Below are 16,498 nucleotides of genomic sequence, written 5' to 3'. Positions count from 1 at the left end.
CTCGAAAATTTTTTTGAGAGTGGTTCTTGCGTAACAAAACTTATCAACTTATTTTTCGTTCTAAGGTTGCCAAAAGACACGAAATTTATGGTATCGTCCGTCACTGAAGGTGTCAAAGTTAGTGTAAAGACTGAGTACCAATCTGAGTACTCCAGTCCGTTGCAGGCACACTATGTTTTTACCTACCGTATCACGATTGAAAATGCCAGTGAATACACGATTCAATTACTGCGTCGTCGCTGGTTGATTTACGATTCCAACGGGACCGTCCGCGAAGTGGAAGGAGAGGGCGTAGTGGGGCTCCAGCCGGTACTCGAACCCGGCGAAGTACACGAATACGTATCGGGTTGTAACCTGCGCTCCAGCATGGGTAAAATGGCCGGTACGTACCTGGTCGAACGGGTGATCGACGGGAAACAGCTTCAGGTGGCCATCCCTGAGTTTACGATGGTCGTCCCGTATAAACTGAATTAAGCCGCTTTTTTGTCCGCAATCATACACAACGGTACCGGCGTGTCTTTTCCGACCGCGTAGCACGTACCTTTGTGTATGATTGCTGCTTATTTACGGTATCTCAGCCGCGCTCAGGACGAGCATTCGCTGCACTCGCCCTTTGTTTTCTCACTCTACACGAATGCCATCTGCTCGGATAACCGACGCGACCCGGCGCTGACAGCGATCCGGCGCTTGCGCACATCCCTGCGCCGGAGCCGCGAACTAATTCAGATTACCGATCTGGGCGCCGGTTCAAAAGTGAATCGCGCGCAGCAGCGTACGGTGGGCGACGTTGCCCGGCATTCGCAAAAGTCACCCCGCTACGCCCGGCTACTGTTTCGATTGATTCGGTACCTGAACGCCCGGACGATCGTTGATCTTGGTACATCGCTTGGTTTGACAACGGCTCATCTGGCCGAAGCGGTACGGCCCGCCGGGGGAAGCGTACTGACGTTTGAAGGATGTCCGCAAACAGCCGGACGGGCACAGGCTACGTTCGACTCGCTCGGTTTGTCGAATGTATCGATTGTTGTCGGCAATATCGATGATACGCTGGCACCGGCGTTGTTGGAACTTGGCACGGCCGATCTGGTTTTTTTCGACGCCAATCACCGCTACGAACCCACGGTTCGCTATTTCGAGACCTGCCTGCTGCATCGGCATAATGAAACCTTGTTTGTCTTTGATGACATTCACTGGTCGCCCGAAATGGAACAGGCGTGGGCGTATATTCAGGCACATCCGGCTGTGCGTGTAACGATAGATCTGTTTGGTGTGGGGCTGGTGTTTTTCCGGCAGGAGCAGCCCCGGCAGGACTTCATCCTACGGTTTGGCTATCTTTAGGCTATGATAGACGAAGTGTTCATCGTTTCCAGTATCTTTCGTTTAGCATGCACAACAAGCACGTAACTATGCTGAACTATACGCGATTAGGGCTTTTTATCGGCGTCCTATTCCTAACGTTACTCCAAAATTCCTGTCAGAAGAAGGCGGATGACGATAGTACACCCACGCCCGAACCGGCCCCATCCGGGACCTTCGATCTGATTCAGCAAAAGATATTGACACCTTCCTGCGCGTCGTCGGGTTGCCATGCCTCGGAGCAGGACGCCAGCTTTGCGCAGCATGGGCTGATACTCACCAGTGGTAAGTCGTATACAAATCTGGTTGGCGTTGACCCAAAAAACAGTGCGGCCCGCACGGACGGGTTAAAACGCGTAACGGCCTTTTCGTCAATCCAGAGTTTGCTGTATCACAAACTGACAACCGCAGCCAGTCACCATGCGGGTAAACAGTATGGCAACCCGATGCCGCTGGGCGGAAATCTGTTGCCCGACGGTCAGGTGGAGTTTATCCGGCGGTGGATCGATGCGGGGGCACCGCGTACCGGCGACGTTGCCGACGTCAAACTGCTGGCCAGTAGCACAACCACGACGACGGCCTGGGAGCCACTACCCGTACCAGCCGCCGGAGCCGGTTATCAGATGAGCCTGGCTTCGTTTGAGGTGCCGGCCAACTTCGAACGGGAATTTTTCTCGCGCCGGATGGTTGGCAACACGCAGGATATATACGTCAATCGGTATCAGATCAAGATGCGGTCGGGGAGTCACCACTTTCTGGCGTATGACTTCCGAAACAAAAACCAGTTACCGGCGCTCAACACGGTTCGTGATCTGCGCAACAGCGATAACTCGCTCAACCTGGCTACGGCGCTCACGATGTCCAATCATGTGTATCTGGCTGGCGCGCAGGCACCCTACGTCGATTACACGCTGCCGGAAGGAGCAGCCCTACTGATACCCGCCGGAACGTCCCTCGACCTGAATTCGCACTATGTCAACAAGACGAATTCGGTGATGACCGGCGAAGCGCAGATCAACTTTTTCACCGTCGATAAGTCGAAGGTGACCCGCGTGGTGCAGACGCTGGACCTGAGCAACACCAGCCTGAACATTCCCGCCAATAGCCGGGTAACGCTGACAAAATCGTTTACCTTCAGCAAGCCCCGCAAGATTCTGGCACTGACTTCCCACATGCACAAGTTGGGGGAGAAATTCGTCATTAAAATCAAAGGCGGTAGCCGGGACGGGCAGGTAGTGTACACCTCGACTGACTGGGAGCATCCTGACATCATTTCGCTGACGACGCCGTTGGCGCTGGCTGCCGGGGAAGGGCTTACGTCGGAGATCACCTATAACAACACGACGAACAAACTGGTCACGTTCGGCCTGACGAGCGAGGATGAAATGGGGATTATTTTCGGCTACTACTACGAGGACTAAGGGGCGGCTACTTTCAGACCGACGATCCCAATCGCGATGAGCAATAGAAAAGCCAGCTCCGTCCACGACCAGCCTGCCTGTAGCCAGATAACGTCGACGCATTTGATGAAAGCCAGCGTGAGGGCAGTCCAGACCGCAAACGTCGTGGTCAGCGTAATCGTCCGCATCGCAACAGCCAGCAATATGGTGTTGACAATACCGAAGCCGATGTAGCCCAGCAGCGGCCCCACCGCCGACGGCCATTGTGGGGTAGTCAGGTCGGACCAGCGGAGCAGTTTAAGCGAAAGCGTCCAGGCGGTCTGGCACAGGGCCGCGCCAACCAGACTAAGCCAGGGAAGCAGATTGACTAGTTTCATCGACGTCGGCTATCAGGTGCATTTTCTGCAAAAAAAACGCATTCGCCCGATCATCCATTGTTATACTTTCGTGAACACAAAAAAGCCGGAGGGTCGCTCCGGCTTTTTTGGTGTATTGGTGCAGGCTACTACCGAGCTACCTCGATGTTTACCCGGCGACCTTTGATCGTGTTGCCTTCCATGGCGTCAACGACCCGGTTCGCTACGTCTTTCGGTACGTCAACGTAGGTGTGTTTGTCGAAAATATCGATGCTGCCGATGCTGCTGCCCGGAATGTTGGCTTCGCCGGCAATGGCACCTACGATGTCGCCCGGCCGTACATAATCCCGACGACCGATGCTTACCATCAGACGGGTCATGTTAGCATCGCGCTCACGGGGTTGGCGTTGATCGTCGCGATCGAAGTAAGGCCGACGAGCCGCGCCTTCGCCACCACGGCTCCGGTCGTTACGATCACCGTAAGCCGGCCGGTCGTTGCGGTCATTGCTGAAGCGCGAGTTGCCCCGACGATCATCACGATCCCCGAAGCGTGAACCACCCCGGCGATCGTCGCGATCCGCAAAGCGTGAACCACCCCGGTCGTTCCGATCGGCATAGCGGTCATTGCCCCGGCCTTCGCGACGACGATCGTCCTCCAGACCTAGGTTCTGATCGGCAAATTCGTTTTTCTCCAGACCCATGCTCCGTTTCACCAGGGCGGCCACAACCTGCTCGGTTGAGAAACCGGCGTGGTGCAACTGATTGAGCATGTCGTCGTACAGGTGCAGGTCCGAGCTGTCCTTGATCGCCTGGCTCATTTGCTCGATAAACCGGGCTTTCCGAACCCCAACGATGTCTTCGAACGACGGAATAACGCCTTTCTCGACCCGTACTTTGGTGTAGTTCTGAATTTCGCGGAACCGGTACTTCTCGTCACGGCCAACCAGCGAAAACGCCCGGCCCGACTTACCCGCCCGGCCTGTCCGGCCAATCCGGTGTACGTAATATTCTTCGTCGAGCGGGATGTCGAAGTTGATTACCGCGTCAACGTCGTCAACGTCGATACCACGGGCCGCCACGTCCGTCGCGACCAGGATATTGGTCGTACCGGCGCGGAACTTGCTCATCACGTTGTTCCGCTGCGCCTGCCGCAGATCACCGTGCAGGCCTTCCGCCTGATAGCCACGGATTTGCAGATCTTCTACGATCTCATCGACCTTACGCTTGGTATTACAGAATACCAGCATCAGTTTCAGGTCGTACATGTCGATCAGTCGGCACATCACCTCGACTTTCGCCTTCGGCTTCACCTCGAAATAAACCTGCTCGATGTTAGTGTTGGTCAGCTCTTTCTTGACCACCTTCACCAGTACCGGATCGTTCTGGAATTTCTGGGTGATCTGCATGATCGGCTTCGACATCGTTGCCGAGAACAGGATGGTCTGCCGCTCTTCGGGCATCTCTTCCAGAATGTTCTCAATGTCTTCACGGAAGCCCATATCGAGCATCTCATCGGCTTCGTCCAGCACCATCATTTTGACCTGATCGAGCTTGAGCGTATTCCGCTCCATATGGTCCATAACGCGGCCCGGTGTACCGATCACGATATGCACGCCACTCTTGAGCGAGCGAATCTGCCGTTCGATCGAATCGCCCCCATAGATGGCTTCGACCCGGATACCCCGCTTGTGCTTCGATAGTTTTTTGATCTCTTCGGCTACCTGCAACGCCAGTTCACGGGTCGGACAGAGAATCAGCGTTTGTACGGCCCGGGTTTGTACGTCGATCATTTCGAGCGCCGGAATACCGAAGGCTGCGGTTTTACCCGTACCGGTCTGTGCCTGACCGATAACGTCACGACCAGCCAGGATAGGCGGAATGGCTTCGGCCTGAATCGGCGATGGACTGACAAAGCCCATGTCGGTAACGGCCTGCAACAGCTCTGGCGAGATGGCCAGGTCCGAGAATAAAATTTGATTGGGGTTGGCGACCAGTTGTTCGGTGATCGACTTGGCTGGTGTTTCAGCAGCGGGTTCAGCCACGATTACGTCGCTGACAAGTTTTTCTACTTCTGTATTGGCAACCGGCGTTTCGCTGTCGTCGGTTGTGGTGTTGGTCGTTTCAGCGACTGGCTGGTTTGACGGCAGAACCTCGTTCTGCTCGTCGGCATTCATTGGATTGGTATTCATAAACTTAGTTATAGCGTTTTGGATTTTGCCAAACTAAGACGAGTGCTTGCCGGTGACCGGCGCGATATTGCCAATGAAATCCAACCCCGACTGCCCACACGACCCAACGGCCCCGCACAATTCCCCAACCTGCCGACAAACAGGGGAACCCGAACAATAACAACGATTGATGATTAGCCCACGCGCATTCGTTCCCACCCGGGGAACCTCCACACAGAAACCCATCCTGTACATCCGTACTGGCTCTGTCAGACCTAACTCAGCGTGTAAAAAAGGAGAGAAACAGAGATGCGACGGATGCCGCTTGTAAAATCTGGCACAAAAGTACGAAGAATGTTACTAAATGGCAAGCGTTGCCCGGATTATATTGTACTTAATACAGATTAGGCCGGTAACGCGCGTTAGCACAGGCCGCGACGCCCAGGCTGGTAGCGCAGTAGCTCTTACGCTGGTCTGAATCAGGTGGTAATAACGCTCAGAGCTGACTGGTGCGTCTTGGGGAGACATGCGTCAATGTGCTGACTGGGTGGCAGAAAACAAGTTTAACAGCCTTTTAACTACCCATCGCTCAGTGTTCGCCGTTTAATGGCTGTGCTGGATCGAACAAACCACCATCGGCCAGAAACGCATAAATCATGAAAACCAGTCGTATTGCCACCGCACTAGTAATCGCCCTGAGCGCAAGTTTGACCATGACACAGGCGCAGGATGGGAAACTGAAAAAGAAAGCTGCCGTCGCCGAAGCGAAAGTGGATGTGGCTGCTGATAAAGCCGCTCTACAGGCTAACCGCGACGCCCGTAAAATGGACAAGATGGTTGGGGCCAAAGATGCCCTCAAGGCAGATCGCAAAGCCCGGGTGAAGGAAGAGGGGAAACTGCTGAAAGACGAAGTGAAAAAAGACGCCCGTGTGGTAAAAGAGAAATTGTAAGCGGCAAAATCTGCGTACTTGAAAAGCTCGCTGTCCTTTCGTGGGAGAGCGGGCTTTTTGTTGTTGATTATAAGTCTTCAAAGTCAATGATATAGCTATGCTTTGTTAATTGTCTTTTAATCAACTTGCGAGGCTTGTTAATATTGGAATAATATACAGGCAATACCCCCGGCGGAAATTTGCAGCGCCAATCAATATGTGGTATTGCATGATACGCTACAGCTTTACGCTAGTTTTTCTGTTATTGAGTACGCTGACCTGGGCACAGGTTACGACGAGCGGCCTGACAGGTCGCATCACTGATGCAAAGAAAGAAAGTCTGATCGGGGCGACCGTTCAGGCACTGTACACACCCACCGGCGCACGCTACGCCACCGTTACAGACGCCGATGGCCGCTACCGCATCAACAACATGACGGCAGGTGGTCCCTACGAAATCACCTATTCGTATGTTAGCTTCAAAACGACCACCCGGTCAGGCGTAACGCTGCAACTGGGTGAAACGACCGACCTGAACATCGTCATGGAAGATGCCAGTGCGACACTGAGTGAAGTGGTCGTGAAAGGCAGCCGGGGCGGTGAACGCGAAGGTGCTGGTATCAATGTCGGCAGCGAAACGATCCGCCGACTGCCAACGATTTCGCGCAGCATGACCGACATGACCCGGTTATCGCCACAGGTAAACAACCAGAACTCGTTTGCCGGTACCAACTTCCGGTACAACAACGTAACGATCGACGGGGCAATCAACAACGACGCTATCGGCTTTAGCCCATCGCTGGGTGGTTCGACGGGTTCGTCGGGACAACCCGGTTCGAGCACGCGTACCAACCCGGTCAGCCTTGACGCTATTCAGGACATTCAGGTGGCCGTTGCGCCGTTCGACGTACGGCTGGGTAACTTCCTGGGTGGTTCGGTCAACGCCGTAACGCGCAGTGGTACCAACAAAGTGACGGGTTCGGTCTACGGTTTCGGTCGTAACGCGGCTCTGACGGGTGCCTGGAATGGCGCGTCGGATGCAAAAGAAAAACTGCCCAGCACGTTCCATGAGTACCAGACCGGTGTTCGGGTGGGTTTCCCGCTGATCAAAGACAAGCTGTTCTTCTTCACGAACGAAGAAATTACGAACCGCCAGGACCCTGTACAGTTCCAGGCTGGTACGGCCTCGTCGCTGATTAAAGACGCAGCCGTAGCCCAGAAGCTGGCTGACTTTGTACAGACCAATTACGGTCTCGACGCTGGTTCGTACGGTGATTATTCAATTTACTCGAAGAGCACGAAGTTCTTCAACCGGCTCGACTGGAACATCAACGCGAAAAACCAGCTGAGCATTCGCAACAACACGGTCTTCTCGGAAGCCACCAACCTGGAGCGCGACGCGGCTAACTTCCGTTTCGGCAGCATCGATTTCCGCCAGAACAACAACCAGACGAGCACGGTTGCTGAACTGAAGTCACAACTGGGTCAGGCATCGAACAGCCTGATCGTTGGGTACTCGACGGTACACGATTACCGCACGACGCTGTCGAACGTGCGTACATTCCCACAGGTGGAAATTGGCTATAACGGTGGTACCATCTTCCTCGGTAACGACCGTGAAGCATCGGTATTCAACCTGCGCCAGAAGACGTTTGAGATTACGGACAACTTCACCTTCTACAAAGGCATCAACACCTTTACGGTTGGTACGCATAACGAGTTGTACACAATCGACTACGGTTTCGTAAACGCGCCTAACGGTCGTATCTCATACCGTAGCCTGGACGATTTCTACGCGAAGCTGCCCAACCGGGTGCGTGGTTCGTATCCGTTCGCTGACGCCAGCAACAACCTCGACAATCAGTTCAACAACCCCTACGCGCACTTCAACGTTAACCTGTTCAGCCTCTACGCACAGGACGACATTCGGGTAAGCGACCGCGTTAAACTGTCGCCGGGTATCCGCCTGGACTACACGGGTCTGCCAAACAAACCGACGCTGAGCCCGCAGGTAACGGCATCGGCTGGTGATCCGAACTACGGTACGACCTACACGTACACTCCGCTGAACCAACTGACGAATTCGTACCTGAACAACGTACAGATATCGCCCCGACTGGGTCTGTACATCGATGCGAGAGGTGATAAAAGCCTGATCATCCGGGGTGGTACCGGTCTGTTCACGGGTCGTATTCCGTTTGCCTGGTTGGGTTACGCCTTCTACAACAACGGCGTCGGTTACGGTGCGTATGACTTCAACAACAACGCGACCGCAACGACCAAGCTGGTTGGCGATCCGCTGGTACCAGGTGGCGCGCTGTCGATCAACAACAACTCGGCTAACGGTGGTGTTCGCCGGACGCAGGTTGACCTGATCGACAATAATTTCAAGATGCCGCAGATGTTCCGGAGTAACCTGGCCGTCGACTACACGATTGCTGGCTACAAAATCACGCTGGAAGGTTTGTACACGAAAGTTATCCAGGATCTGAAATTCCAGCAGGTCAACACGAAAGACGTAGTCCGGTACTACAGCTATGACACCCAGCAACAGCAGCCGATCTACGTATCGTCGACGGGCGCAGCCGGTGCGCAGCGTATCGACAACAACTTCGCCAACGCCTACCTGCTGTCGAATACCAATCAGGGGCATCGCTACAGCCTGACGGCGCAGATTCAGAAGAACTACTCGGCTGGTTTCGGTTTCTCGGCAGCCTACACCTACGGTAAAGCGTTTGACCTGACCAACGGTATCCGGAACTCGATGGAATCGAACTGGCAGCTGAACCAGTCACTGTCGCCGAACAACCCATCGCTGGCGTACTCGAACTTCGACATTCGCCACCGGATCGTGGGTACGGTCAATTACCGCCAGAACTGGAACCCCAGCAACGCCACGACCGTCACGCTGTTCTATTCCTTCCAGTCGGGTTCGCCTTACTCGTGGGGCTACGTAAACAGCACGATCAACGGATCGGGACAAGCCAACAGCCTGGCTTACATTCCAAAAGATCTGAGCGAAGCGCAACGGTTGATCCCGACCGGTACGCAGGCACAGGATTTCATGAACTTCGTACAGAGCGACAGTTACCTGAGCAGCCGGATGGGTCAGTTCACCGAACGGAACGGTGGCCGGACACCCTGGAACAACACGATGGACCTGCGCTTCCTGCATGAGATCAAAATGGGCAATGGCCACACGCTTCAGCTGTCGTACGACATCCTGAACTTCCTGAACCTTGTCGACAAGAAACTGGGCTACTACTACTTCTCGCCCAACACGTTCAACTCGACCGCATCGGTTGGCCTGAGCCGAGTAACGAACCCAACGACCGGCGATCCGACGTTTAGCTGGAGCCGCCCGACCACGCCGTACTCGATCGATCCGCTCGGTTCGCGTTGGCAGATGCAACTGGGTGCCCGGTATAGCTTCTAAGCTGTCAATACACGATTTAGGGATTATACAAAGCCCCGCTTCTCGTAAGGAGCGGGGCTTTCCTGTTTTTGTAAGGCATAAGTCGTCTAGGCAACTGTCGTTAGTAGGCGGGTGAGTTTCTGCCCGTCGGCTACGCCCAGACCCGTACAGGCATCCCAGCCAGCAGTCGCTGAATAGCCCTTGCCAGCCACCGTCGTGTTGTCTCCCTGCGTAATATCACGGAAGGTGGTGGGAGCCCCGTAAATGCTGGGGTGAATAAAACCCACTGGCTGACTGCGTTGCTCGTTAATCAGCGCCAGTAGGCCGGCCATGAGTGGTGCCACGGCACTTGTTCCACCGATGACCAGATTTCTCCCGTCGACCCGTACGGTGTAGCCCGTCGCCGGATCGGCGACAGCGGCCACATCGGGTACCCCACGCCCGACACGCTTACCGTCGTTGACCGAAGGCGGAACTGCCGCGTCGGCCTGGTAATCGGGTTTGTCGAACACATCGCTGATACCCCCTCCCGTTGCGCTGGTATTGCTCTCGTGCCAGACCGTTTCACTGCTGATGCCCGTACCGTCGGCAGTTGTCAACAGTTTCGTACCCCCACAGGCCAGCACAAACGGGCTCGATGCCGGAAAATCGACGTGCGCCAGTTTGTCGCCCACGCTGTCGTCGGAGCCGGTATCGCCGGCGGCTGCGCAGATCGTAACCCCCAGTGCCGCTGCCGACTGGAAGGCCTGGTTAAACGAGTTCAGCGCCTGGGGTGTCCAGCTTTTCTCCGCCGATCCCCAACTGATTGATATGACGGACGGTTTATTCCGCACATCATGCAGTGCCGTTGTGATCGCGTCCAGAAACCCCTGGTCGGTGTTGGGGGCGAAATAAACAACGATGTTGGCTCCGGGCGCTATACCGCCTGCTACCTCAATATCGAGCATGACTTCACCATCGGCTCCGTTCGCATCACCGGGCGCATTCTTCCCGCCGTCGACCAGTACGGCTTTTACCGACGGCGCTGTCAGGCCAAGGCTTTTGAAATAAGCGGCAATATCGGCCTTCCGATACCCACCCCCCAACTCGATAATGGCAATTGTCTGGCCTTTACCGGTGCGGTCGGCTGGGTAGTTATATAGTTTGGCTAGCTGGGGGGGCGTAAACGACGTTGCAACGGCACGTGGATTGGCTACGCCCGTAGTGTACACAGGGCCATAAATCTGGAAATGAGCGCGTGCCTGCGGGCGGTTGTCGAGTCCGAAGACACCCTCGATGATCGTAACCAGGCTATCAGGTACCATAACCGCCCCTTCGCGTCCACGAATCAGCCGGCCATCGGCTAGTCTGTAATCGTTTAACGCTGTGCCAAACGCCTTACTCAGCTGGGCAATGGTACCCCGTACCACTATCGTTCGTCGGGCCGTACTTTTCTGCACGACACTTAAATCATTCGCTGTTGCGAATTCGCTAACCAAGCGCATATCGGCAGGACTGGCACCGTACTGGCGGGCGTAATCGGAGCGGGTCAATGGCTTTACAACGCTGGCGGATTGACTGACCAGTGCACTCAGCGACTGTCGACGGCGTAGTCGTATCGTTACGTTCACCAACTCGTCTGAGCTGGCCGGGTGCGATGCCGTTGCGGCCGGGGCTGGCCGTTCACTTCCCGGTAATGGAACGAGCGGTCCGAAGGAGTGAGCAGTTTTTTTACGGGGTAAGGGTGACATGCAGAAAGCGGATTAGACAACTCTCGACAAGTAACATCAATTCGGCTTGTACGCTTATTATAAACCAATTAAGATAAGTTCCCGGCAGTTCATCAGGCCACGGTCGAGCCCATTCGCTAGCCTGCCGCACGTAATTTAGGTGGGTTCGTTATTTTTGGCAGGAAATAACGAGTTGCTGATTTATAGATTTATGAGAGGACTTATTCTGCTGCTGCTGTTTGTGCCGGAGCTGGTTCAGGCGCAAAAGCTGCGCGTGGCTGTAGCGGCCAATGCCCAGTTTGTCATGGAAGCGTTGCAGGCGGCTTTCCAGAAGCAAACCGGACAGCAACTGGAAACCATCGTCGGCTCGTCGGGTAAGCTGACGACGCAGATCCAGCAGGGTGCTCCGTACGACGTGTTTTTGTCAGCCGATATGAGCTATCCTACGACCTTATACGGGCAGAAATTGACGTTGGCGGCTCCGGTCGTGTATGCCTACGGATCGCTGGTACTCTGGACAACGACCAATCTGCCGCTGTCGGCCGACCTGTCGGTGCTGCTGAGTCCGACGGTGCGGCACGTGGCCATCGCCAATCCGAACGTGGCTCCGTACGGCGAAGCGGCTATGACGTTGCTCAACAAACGAAAGCTCACCGGGCGTGTACAGTCCAAAATCGTGTATGGGGAAAGCATTGCGCAGGTAAATCAGTATCTGCTGACGGGCGCGGCCGACGTATGCTTCACCGCTAAATCGGTCGTGCTCGACCCGGCTATGAAAGGAAAAGGGCGCTGGCTCGATTTGCCAGCAGGCTACAAACCCATCGCGCAGGGCGTTGTTGTGTTACAGCGGACAACGCAGCCTAGACTGGCGCAGCAATTCATTACGTTCCTGCGCAGCCCGGCAGCCCGGCGTATTCTTCAACAATTCGGCTACAAGCTACCTACGACCTGATTTGCCTATGCCCATCGACTGGGAACCGATCTGGCTTACGCTTCGGCTGGCCGGTATCACAACGCTCTTTCTGCTCTTGCTGGGTATTCCGCTGGCGGGGTGGCTGGCACTCAGCCGGTTTCGGCTCAAGCCCGTCGTGGAAGCACTAGTCAGCTTACCCATCGTTTTGCCGCCGTCGGTTGTTGGGTTCTACCTGCTGCTGGCGTTCAGTCCAACGAGTGGAGTAGGTGCATGGCTGCTTCGTACGTTCGATCTACAGCTTGTGTTCTCGTTTCAGGGGCTGGTCGTCGCGTCGATTCTATACAGTTTGCCGTTTATGGTCCATCCCGTACAGGCTGGGCTCGAAAACCTGCCGGTTTCCTGGCGCGAAGCGTCGTATACCCTGGGACAGTCGCCGGTTCGCACGTTCTGGCGGGTGTTGCTGCCGAATTGTAAACCCGCCTTGCTGACGGGAGTGGTCCTGTCATTTGCGCATACGATTGGCGAGTTCGGGCTGGTGCTGATGATCGGGGGGAACCTGCCGGGGCAGACACGCGTAGCATCAATTGCCATTTACGACGAGGTCGAACAGCTCCATTTCGAGACAGCGCACACCTACGCTGCCCTACTGTTGGGCCTGTCGTTCGTGATTCTGCTGCTGGTGTACGCCATCAACAAACGCGTCACGATATGATCGAGTTTGACCTGACCATGCCCCGGCTTTTCTCCGAAGGTAACGGTACGCTGACCGTTCAGCTAACGCTTGAAACTGGTAGCCTGACTGCGCTGACAGGTCCGTCGGGCTCGGGGAAAACGTCTGTGCTGCGACTGCTGTCGGGGCTGGATAGACCCTCGCAGGGCCGGATTACGGTCGATGGTGACATCTGGCTTGACACGGAACAACGCATCAAGCTGCCCCCCCAACGGCGGTCGGTTGGCTACGTATTTCAGGACTCGGCGCTGTTTCCGAACATGACGGTTCGCGAAAACGTGGCCTATGCGGCTCCGGCCGGCCAAGCTTCGCTGATTGATGAACTGATCGACGTAACTGGGATTCGCCCTTTTGTCGACCAGAAACCGGTTCGGCTGTCGGGCGGGCAGCGGCAGCGGGTAGCGTTGGCCCGGGCGCTCGTTCGTCGACCGCAACTGCTGCTGCTCGACGAACCGTTTGCCGCCCTCGATGCCGACTCGTCGCAGGCGCTTCGTACCGTGCTGCTCGATCTGCATCGCCAATGGGGTACGACGACCGTGCTGGTCAGCCACTACGAGACTGACGTACGTGCCCTGGCCGACCGGGTCGTTCAGTTGCAACAAGGGCGTGTTGTACGTGATACAACCGTCGCCGACTGGCCTGCACGTTCGGGCGAGCGTATCGAGCGTATTCACTTCGAAGAACCAACACAGCAGTGGGTCATTGACACGGCTACGTCGCAATTCCGGTCGTCCAATCCCGACTGGCAACGGTTTTCCGTCGGCGACCAGATTCGGATTCAATAGTATTGTCAACACAGAGGACGCAAAGAATACGATGCGCCGTGTACTCCGTGACTCTGTGTTGGAAAAATCAGGGCAATACCGGTCACGATCAGGCTGGCTACCAGCAGGAACGCGCCAACGTACAGGATGGTGATGAAGCCATTGGGCTGCGTAAGGCCACGCCCGATGGCCGACGCGAAGAAACCGCCACTGACCAGGATTGCCGCCAGTGGAAATGCGATGCGCAGCGCCAGCAGCAGACCCGCATTCAGCTGTACGTTATCGAGCAGTAGCTGAGCGATCAGACTCAGTAGTACCAGCACACCGGCATGGGCGTGACCAGCCCGAAACATCGATTTCTGGAAGTCAGTAAGCACTATTTTGTCGTAACCGGATAGAATCGTCAGCAGAAAGTAGCCACCGTAGGCGATGGTCGGTACGGTCAGGATAATAATACCCGATATGAGTTTGGCGATAGCCGTCATGATCGTCTGATTTTGTGGTGTAAAACCAAGGAATGAGTGCCAGCGTCGTGTCGACTAGCTGATAATCTGGGGTGCATGGGCTTCGGCAATGCCCGCCTGGAACTGCGCTTCCAGTCCGTTGAAAACAGCCAGCGTATCCTCGTATACGTCGATGTTGATGGCTTTCCCCCACTTGAGCGTGATGAAATGGACGCCTTTGTTCAGGTACGGTTCACCATTGGCCAATGTCGCCGTCGCTGTCCACCGAACAATAGCCAGCGTGTTGTGGGGTAGCCCTTTTACGTCGACGCGCTCGATTGTAATATGCAGCGTGGGCATGATGCGGGACAGCCGGCCCAGCCAGGCCCGCACAGCTGCCTGATCGTGGCGAACGCCACCCAGCGCGTGGTCGCCGGCAAAGCTGTGCCGGATGTTCAGGGCCATACCGTTGACCAGTTCGTCGAAGCGCCGTTCGTTGACCATACCGAACGACTTTTTTACCAGCTGTTTTACGATGTAGTTGTACATGAGCATTGCGTTTTGTTCGATACAAAGCTCCGCACACGACGACGGGTAAACTGTAACCTAGGTTACAAAGCGTCAGAGACCAACGATTTTCCGGCGAATGCGGCTCAGCGATGGTCGCTCGATGCCCAGGTATGACGATAGGTGCGTTAGCGAAATGCGGTTGAACAGCGACGGATTACTGTTGATGAAGTCCAGATAGCGTTGTTCGGCCGAGTCGAACTGGAAGCTCTCGATTCGGCGCTGTTGTTCCATCAGTACGGTTTCGGCAATCAGCCGACCGTTGCGCTCAAAACCAACGAACCGATCATAACCAGCCCGGATGTGTTCGTACGATACGGCGATCAGTGTCGTCGGCTCCAGACATTGGAAGTTGTACCGGCTGGGGCGGTGCATCAGGAGCGAGGGATAATCCGTCGCCCAGCCATTCTCGCTGACAAAGAGGGTAGTGATGTCTTCGCCCTGTTCGTTGAGGTAGTAGCCCCGAATCAGTCCGCTTGTTATAAACCCAAGCTGATGATTATGCTTGCCTGCTTCGATGAAAAAGGCTTTCGGTTTGAGCGTGTGGATTGTAAAGCCGCTTTGAAAGTAAGCCCACTCGTCAGCCGTGACCCCCGGATTGAGTTGGTGGATGGCCTGTTTGTACTGACGAATAGCGTCTTCCATGAGGGATGATAATATGTTTTTCGACACAGCGGTACGGCGTATACAAAGGAACATACTGGCTCTGTGTACGCCGTGCCGCTGTGTCGAAAAAATCAGTTGCTTCTCAATAAGCACTGGCGTCGGTCAGGGCCTTTATCGCGTTGCTGTCAAGCGACAACTCAGCCGATTTGGCCAGATCGTGCCACTGATCCACGGATGACGCACTGACGATAGGCGCAGTAATCGACGGGCGGGCCATGAGCCAGGCTAGCGAAATCTGCGCGGGAGTTGCGCTGTATCGTTCGGCAACATCATCGAGGGCATTCAGAATTTGGTGGCCCCGGCTGTTGAGGTATTTTTTCGTGATGCCCCCGCCCCGTGGACTTTTCGACGCGTCCGCTTCGGAGCGGTACTTCCCGGATAGAAACCCACTCGCCAGCGACGAATACGGAATGACGCCTAAGCCATTTTCCCGGCAAATCGGCTCGTAGTTGGTTTCGTAGTTTTCCCGGTCAAACAGGTTGTATTCCGGTTGCAGACATTGATAAGCCGGGTAGTGCTTTTGCTGACTGGCAATCAGCGATTGTTCAAGCCGGTCAGGCGTCATATTCGACGCACCAATTACGCGAACCTTCCCCGTCTGCACCAGGTCGGCCAACGCGCCGAGCGTTTCTTCGACAGGGGTACCGAGGTCATCGAAATGGGTCTGGTACAGATCAATATAGTCTGTCTGAAGGCGCTTGAGCGATGCCTCGACCGCCTGCCTGACGTAACTGGCGGAGAGTCCTTTTTTGTCGGGGGCCATCTCGGCGCCCAGCTTCGTGGCGATTACTACCTTGTCGCGCCCCCCGCGCTGACGAAGCCATTCGCCAATGATCGTTTCTGACTCACCGCCCTGATTGCCTGGTACCCAACGCGAATACACGTCGGCCGTATCGATCAGGTTAAAGCCTGAGTCAACGAATGCATCGAGCAGGGCAAACGATACCTGCTTGTCCGCTGTCCAGCCAAATACGTTACCGCCAAATGCCAGCGGTGCGACGGATAGCGTGCTTGTGCCAATGGGCCGGAATGTCATAGCTGTTTGGTTTCGTTGATTGGTTATGTGATAACAGGCTGTTCGG

The 16,498-nt window shown here is 55.4% G+C and carries 15 protein-coding genes; 8 read left to right on the top strand and 7 right to left on the bottom strand.

Annotated elements, in window-relative coordinates; all coding sequences use genetic code 11:
* Positions 1-87 precede the first annotated feature (87 nt).
* The 3 genes from apaG to CLV58_RS05465 all read left to right on the top strand — a co-directional run bounded on the left by apaG (position 88) and on the right by CLV58_RS05465 (position 2,777).
* A complete protein-coding gene (gene apaG / locus CLV58_RS05475) occupies positions 88-474 on the top strand; it encodes a Co2+/Mg2+ efflux protein ApaG (protein ID WP_106136995.1) in 387 nt (128 codons plus the stop codon).
* A 75-nt stretch (positions 475-549) separates the two neighbouring features.
* Positions 550-1,338 carry an O-methyltransferase gene (locus tag CLV58_RS05470; protein WP_106136783.1) on the top strand — a complete coding sequence of 263 codons (789 nt, stop codon included), beginning with the start codon at positions 550-552 and terminating at the stop codon, positions 1,336-1,338.
* 68 nt (positions 1,339-1,406) lie between these two features.
* Positions 1,407-2,777 carry a monooxygenase gene (locus tag CLV58_RS05465; protein ID WP_106136782.1) on the top strand — a complete coding sequence of 457 codons (1,371 nt, stop codon included), beginning with the start codon at positions 1,407-1,409 and terminating at the stop codon, positions 2,775-2,777.
* On the opposite strand, the gene CLV58_RS05460 is transcribed toward CLV58_RS05465, so the two are convergent.
* Together CLV58_RS05460 and CLV58_RS05455 are read right to left on the bottom strand one after the other, a co-directional pair.
* On the bottom strand, positions 2,774-3,133 hold the full coding sequence (locus CLV58_RS05460; RefSeq protein WP_106136781.1) for a DMT family transporter: 360 nt from the start codon (positions 3,131-3,133) through the stop codon (positions 2,774-2,776). The two genes, CLV58_RS05465 and CLV58_RS05460, sit on opposite strands and share 4 nt — an antisense overlap.
* Before the next feature lie 128 nt (positions 3,134-3,261).
* Positions 3,262-5,301: a DEAD/DEAH box helicase gene (locus CLV58_RS05455; protein ID WP_245882226.1), complete on the bottom strand. Its 2,040-nt coding sequence runs from the start codon at positions 5,299-5,301 to the stop codon at positions 3,262-3,264.
* Positions 5,302-5,936: 635 nt separating this feature from the next.
* On the opposite strand from CLV58_RS05455, the gene CLV58_RS05450 reads away from it, so the two are divergent.
* Both CLV58_RS05450 and CLV58_RS05445 read left to right on the top strand, forming a co-directional pair.
* Complete coding sequence (locus CLV58_RS05450) at positions 5,937-6,230, top strand: hypothetical protein (protein ID WP_106136779.1); 294 nt, start codon at positions 5,937-5,939, stop codon at positions 6,228-6,230.
* A 208-nt stretch (positions 6,231-6,438) separates the two neighbouring features.
* The gene (locus CLV58_RS05445) at positions 6,439-9,645 is read left to right on the top strand and encodes a TonB-dependent receptor (protein WP_106136778.1); all 3,207 of its coding nucleotides are present in this window, start codon (positions 6,439-6,441) and stop codon (positions 9,643-9,645) included.
* Between the two features lie 86 nt (positions 9,646-9,731).
* On the opposite strand, the gene CLV58_RS05440 is transcribed toward CLV58_RS05445, so the two are convergent.
* On the bottom strand, positions 9,732-11,354 hold the full coding sequence (locus CLV58_RS05440) for a S53 family peptidase (protein ID WP_106136777.1): 1,623 nt from the start codon (positions 11,352-11,354) through the stop codon (positions 9,732-9,734).
* Between the two features lie 190 nt (positions 11,355-11,544).
* Between CLV58_RS05440 and modA the strand changes: the two genes are divergently transcribed.
* From modA to CLV58_RS05425, 3 genes are read left to right on the top strand one after another with little or no spacing between them, the layout of a single operon-like run.
* A complete protein-coding gene (modA, locus tag CLV58_RS05435; RefSeq protein ID WP_106136776.1) occupies positions 11,545-12,285 on the top strand; it encodes a molybdate ABC transporter substrate-binding protein in 741 nt (246 codons plus the stop codon).
* Between the two features lie 7 nt (positions 12,286-12,292).
* Positions 12,293-12,958 (top strand): molybdate ABC transporter permease subunit, encoded by a 666-nt coding sequence (gene modB / locus CLV58_RS05430; protein WP_106136775.1) that lies wholly within the window; start codon positions 12,293-12,295, stop codon positions 12,956-12,958.
* On the top strand, positions 12,955-13,761 hold the full coding sequence (locus CLV58_RS05425) for an ATP-binding cassette domain-containing protein (RefSeq protein WP_106136774.1): 807 nt from the start codon (positions 12,955-12,957) through the stop codon (positions 13,759-13,761). The genes modB and CLV58_RS05425 overlap by 4 nt, the downstream gene beginning before the upstream one ends.
* A 5-nt stretch (positions 13,762-13,766) precedes the next feature.
* Here CLV58_RS05425 and CLV58_RS05420 read toward each other — a convergent pair whose 3' ends face one another.
* The 4 genes from CLV58_RS05420 to CLV58_RS05405 form a co-directional block, all read right to left on the bottom strand.
* On the bottom strand, positions 13,767-14,225 hold the full coding sequence (locus CLV58_RS05420) for a hypothetical protein (RefSeq protein WP_106136773.1): 459 nt from the start codon (positions 14,223-14,225) through the stop codon (positions 13,767-13,769).
* 54 nt (positions 14,226-14,279) lie between these two features.
* On the bottom strand, positions 14,280-14,732 hold the full coding sequence (locus CLV58_RS05415) for a nuclear transport factor 2 family protein (protein WP_170108650.1): 453 nt from the start codon (positions 14,730-14,732) through the stop codon (positions 14,280-14,282).
* Positions 14,733-14,804: 72 nt separating this feature from the next.
* On the bottom strand, positions 14,805-15,395 hold the full coding sequence (locus CLV58_RS05410; protein ID WP_106136771.1) for a Crp/Fnr family transcriptional regulator: 591 nt from the start codon (positions 15,393-15,395) through the stop codon (positions 14,805-14,807).
* 103 nt (positions 15,396-15,498) lie between these two features.
* On the bottom strand, positions 15,499-16,452 hold the full coding sequence (locus CLV58_RS05405; protein ID WP_106136770.1) for an aldo/keto reductase: 954 nt from the start codon (positions 16,450-16,452) through the stop codon (positions 15,499-15,501).
* Between the last annotated feature and the right edge of the window lie 46 nt (positions 16,453-16,498).

The organism is Spirosoma oryzae (genome assembly GCF_003002825.1).
Classification (GTDB): domain Bacteria; phylum Bacteroidota; class Bacteroidia; order Cytophagales; family Spirosomataceae; genus Spirosoma; species Spirosoma oryzae.
Note: the sequence above shows the minus strand (reverse complement) of the source record. Positions and strands in the feature narration are given on the sequence as shown.

Bases quoted from the DNA above. Each gene is read 5' to 3' on its own strand.
- CLV58_RS05410 (WP_106136771.1), bottom strand. From the start codon at position 15,395: ATGGAAGACGCTATTCGTCAGTACAAACAGGCCATCCACCAACTCAAT.
- CLV58_RS05460 (WP_106136781.1), bottom strand. From the start codon at position 3,133: ATGAAACTAGTCAATCTGCTTCCCTGGCTTAGTCTGGTTGGCGCGGCC.
- modA (WP_106136776.1), top strand. From the start codon at position 11,545: ATGAGAGGACTTATTCTGCTGCTGCTGTTTGTGCCGGAGCTGGTTCAG.
- CLV58_RS05470 (WP_106136783.1), top strand. From the start codon at position 550: ATGATTGCTGCTTATTTACGGTATCTCAGCCGCGCTCAGGACGAGCAT.
- CLV58_RS05445 (WP_106136778.1), top strand. From the start codon at position 6,439: ATGATACGCTACAGCTTTACGCTAGTTTTTCTGTTATTGAGTACGCTG.
- apaG (WP_106136995.1), top strand. From the start codon at position 88: ATGGTATCGTCCGTCACTGAAGGTGTCAAAGTTAGTGTAAAGACTGAG.
- CLV58_RS05465 (WP_106136782.1), top strand. From the start codon at position 1,407: ATGCTGAACTATACGCGATTAGGGCTTTTTATCGGCGTCCTATTCCTA.
- modB (WP_106136775.1), top strand. From the start codon at position 12,293: ATGCCCATCGACTGGGAACCGATCTGGCTTACGCTTCGGCTGGCCGGT.
- CLV58_RS05440 (WP_106136777.1), bottom strand. From the start codon at position 11,354: ATGTCACCCTTACCCCGTAAAAAAACTGCTCACTCCTTCGGACCGCTC.
- CLV58_RS05450 (WP_106136779.1), top strand. From the start codon at position 5,937: ATGAAAACCAGTCGTATTGCCACCGCACTAGTAATCGCCCTGAGCGCA.
- CLV58_RS05405 (WP_106136770.1), bottom strand. From the start codon at position 16,452: ATGACATTCCGGCCCATTGGCACAAGCACGCTATCCGTCGCACCGCTG.
- CLV58_RS05455 (WP_245882226.1), bottom strand. From the start codon at position 5,301: ATGAATACCAATCCAATGAATGCCGACGAGCAGAACGAGGTTCTGCCG.
- CLV58_RS05420 (WP_106136773.1), bottom strand. From the start codon at position 14,225: ATGACGGCTATCGCCAAACTCATATCGGGTATTATTATCCTGACCGTA.
- CLV58_RS05425 (WP_106136774.1), top strand. From the start codon at position 12,955: ATGATCGAGTTTGACCTGACCATGCCCCGGCTTTTCTCCGAAGGTAAC.
- CLV58_RS05415 (WP_170108650.1), bottom strand. From the start codon at position 14,732: ATGTACAACTACATCGTAAAACAGCTGGTAAAAAAGTCGTTCGGTATG.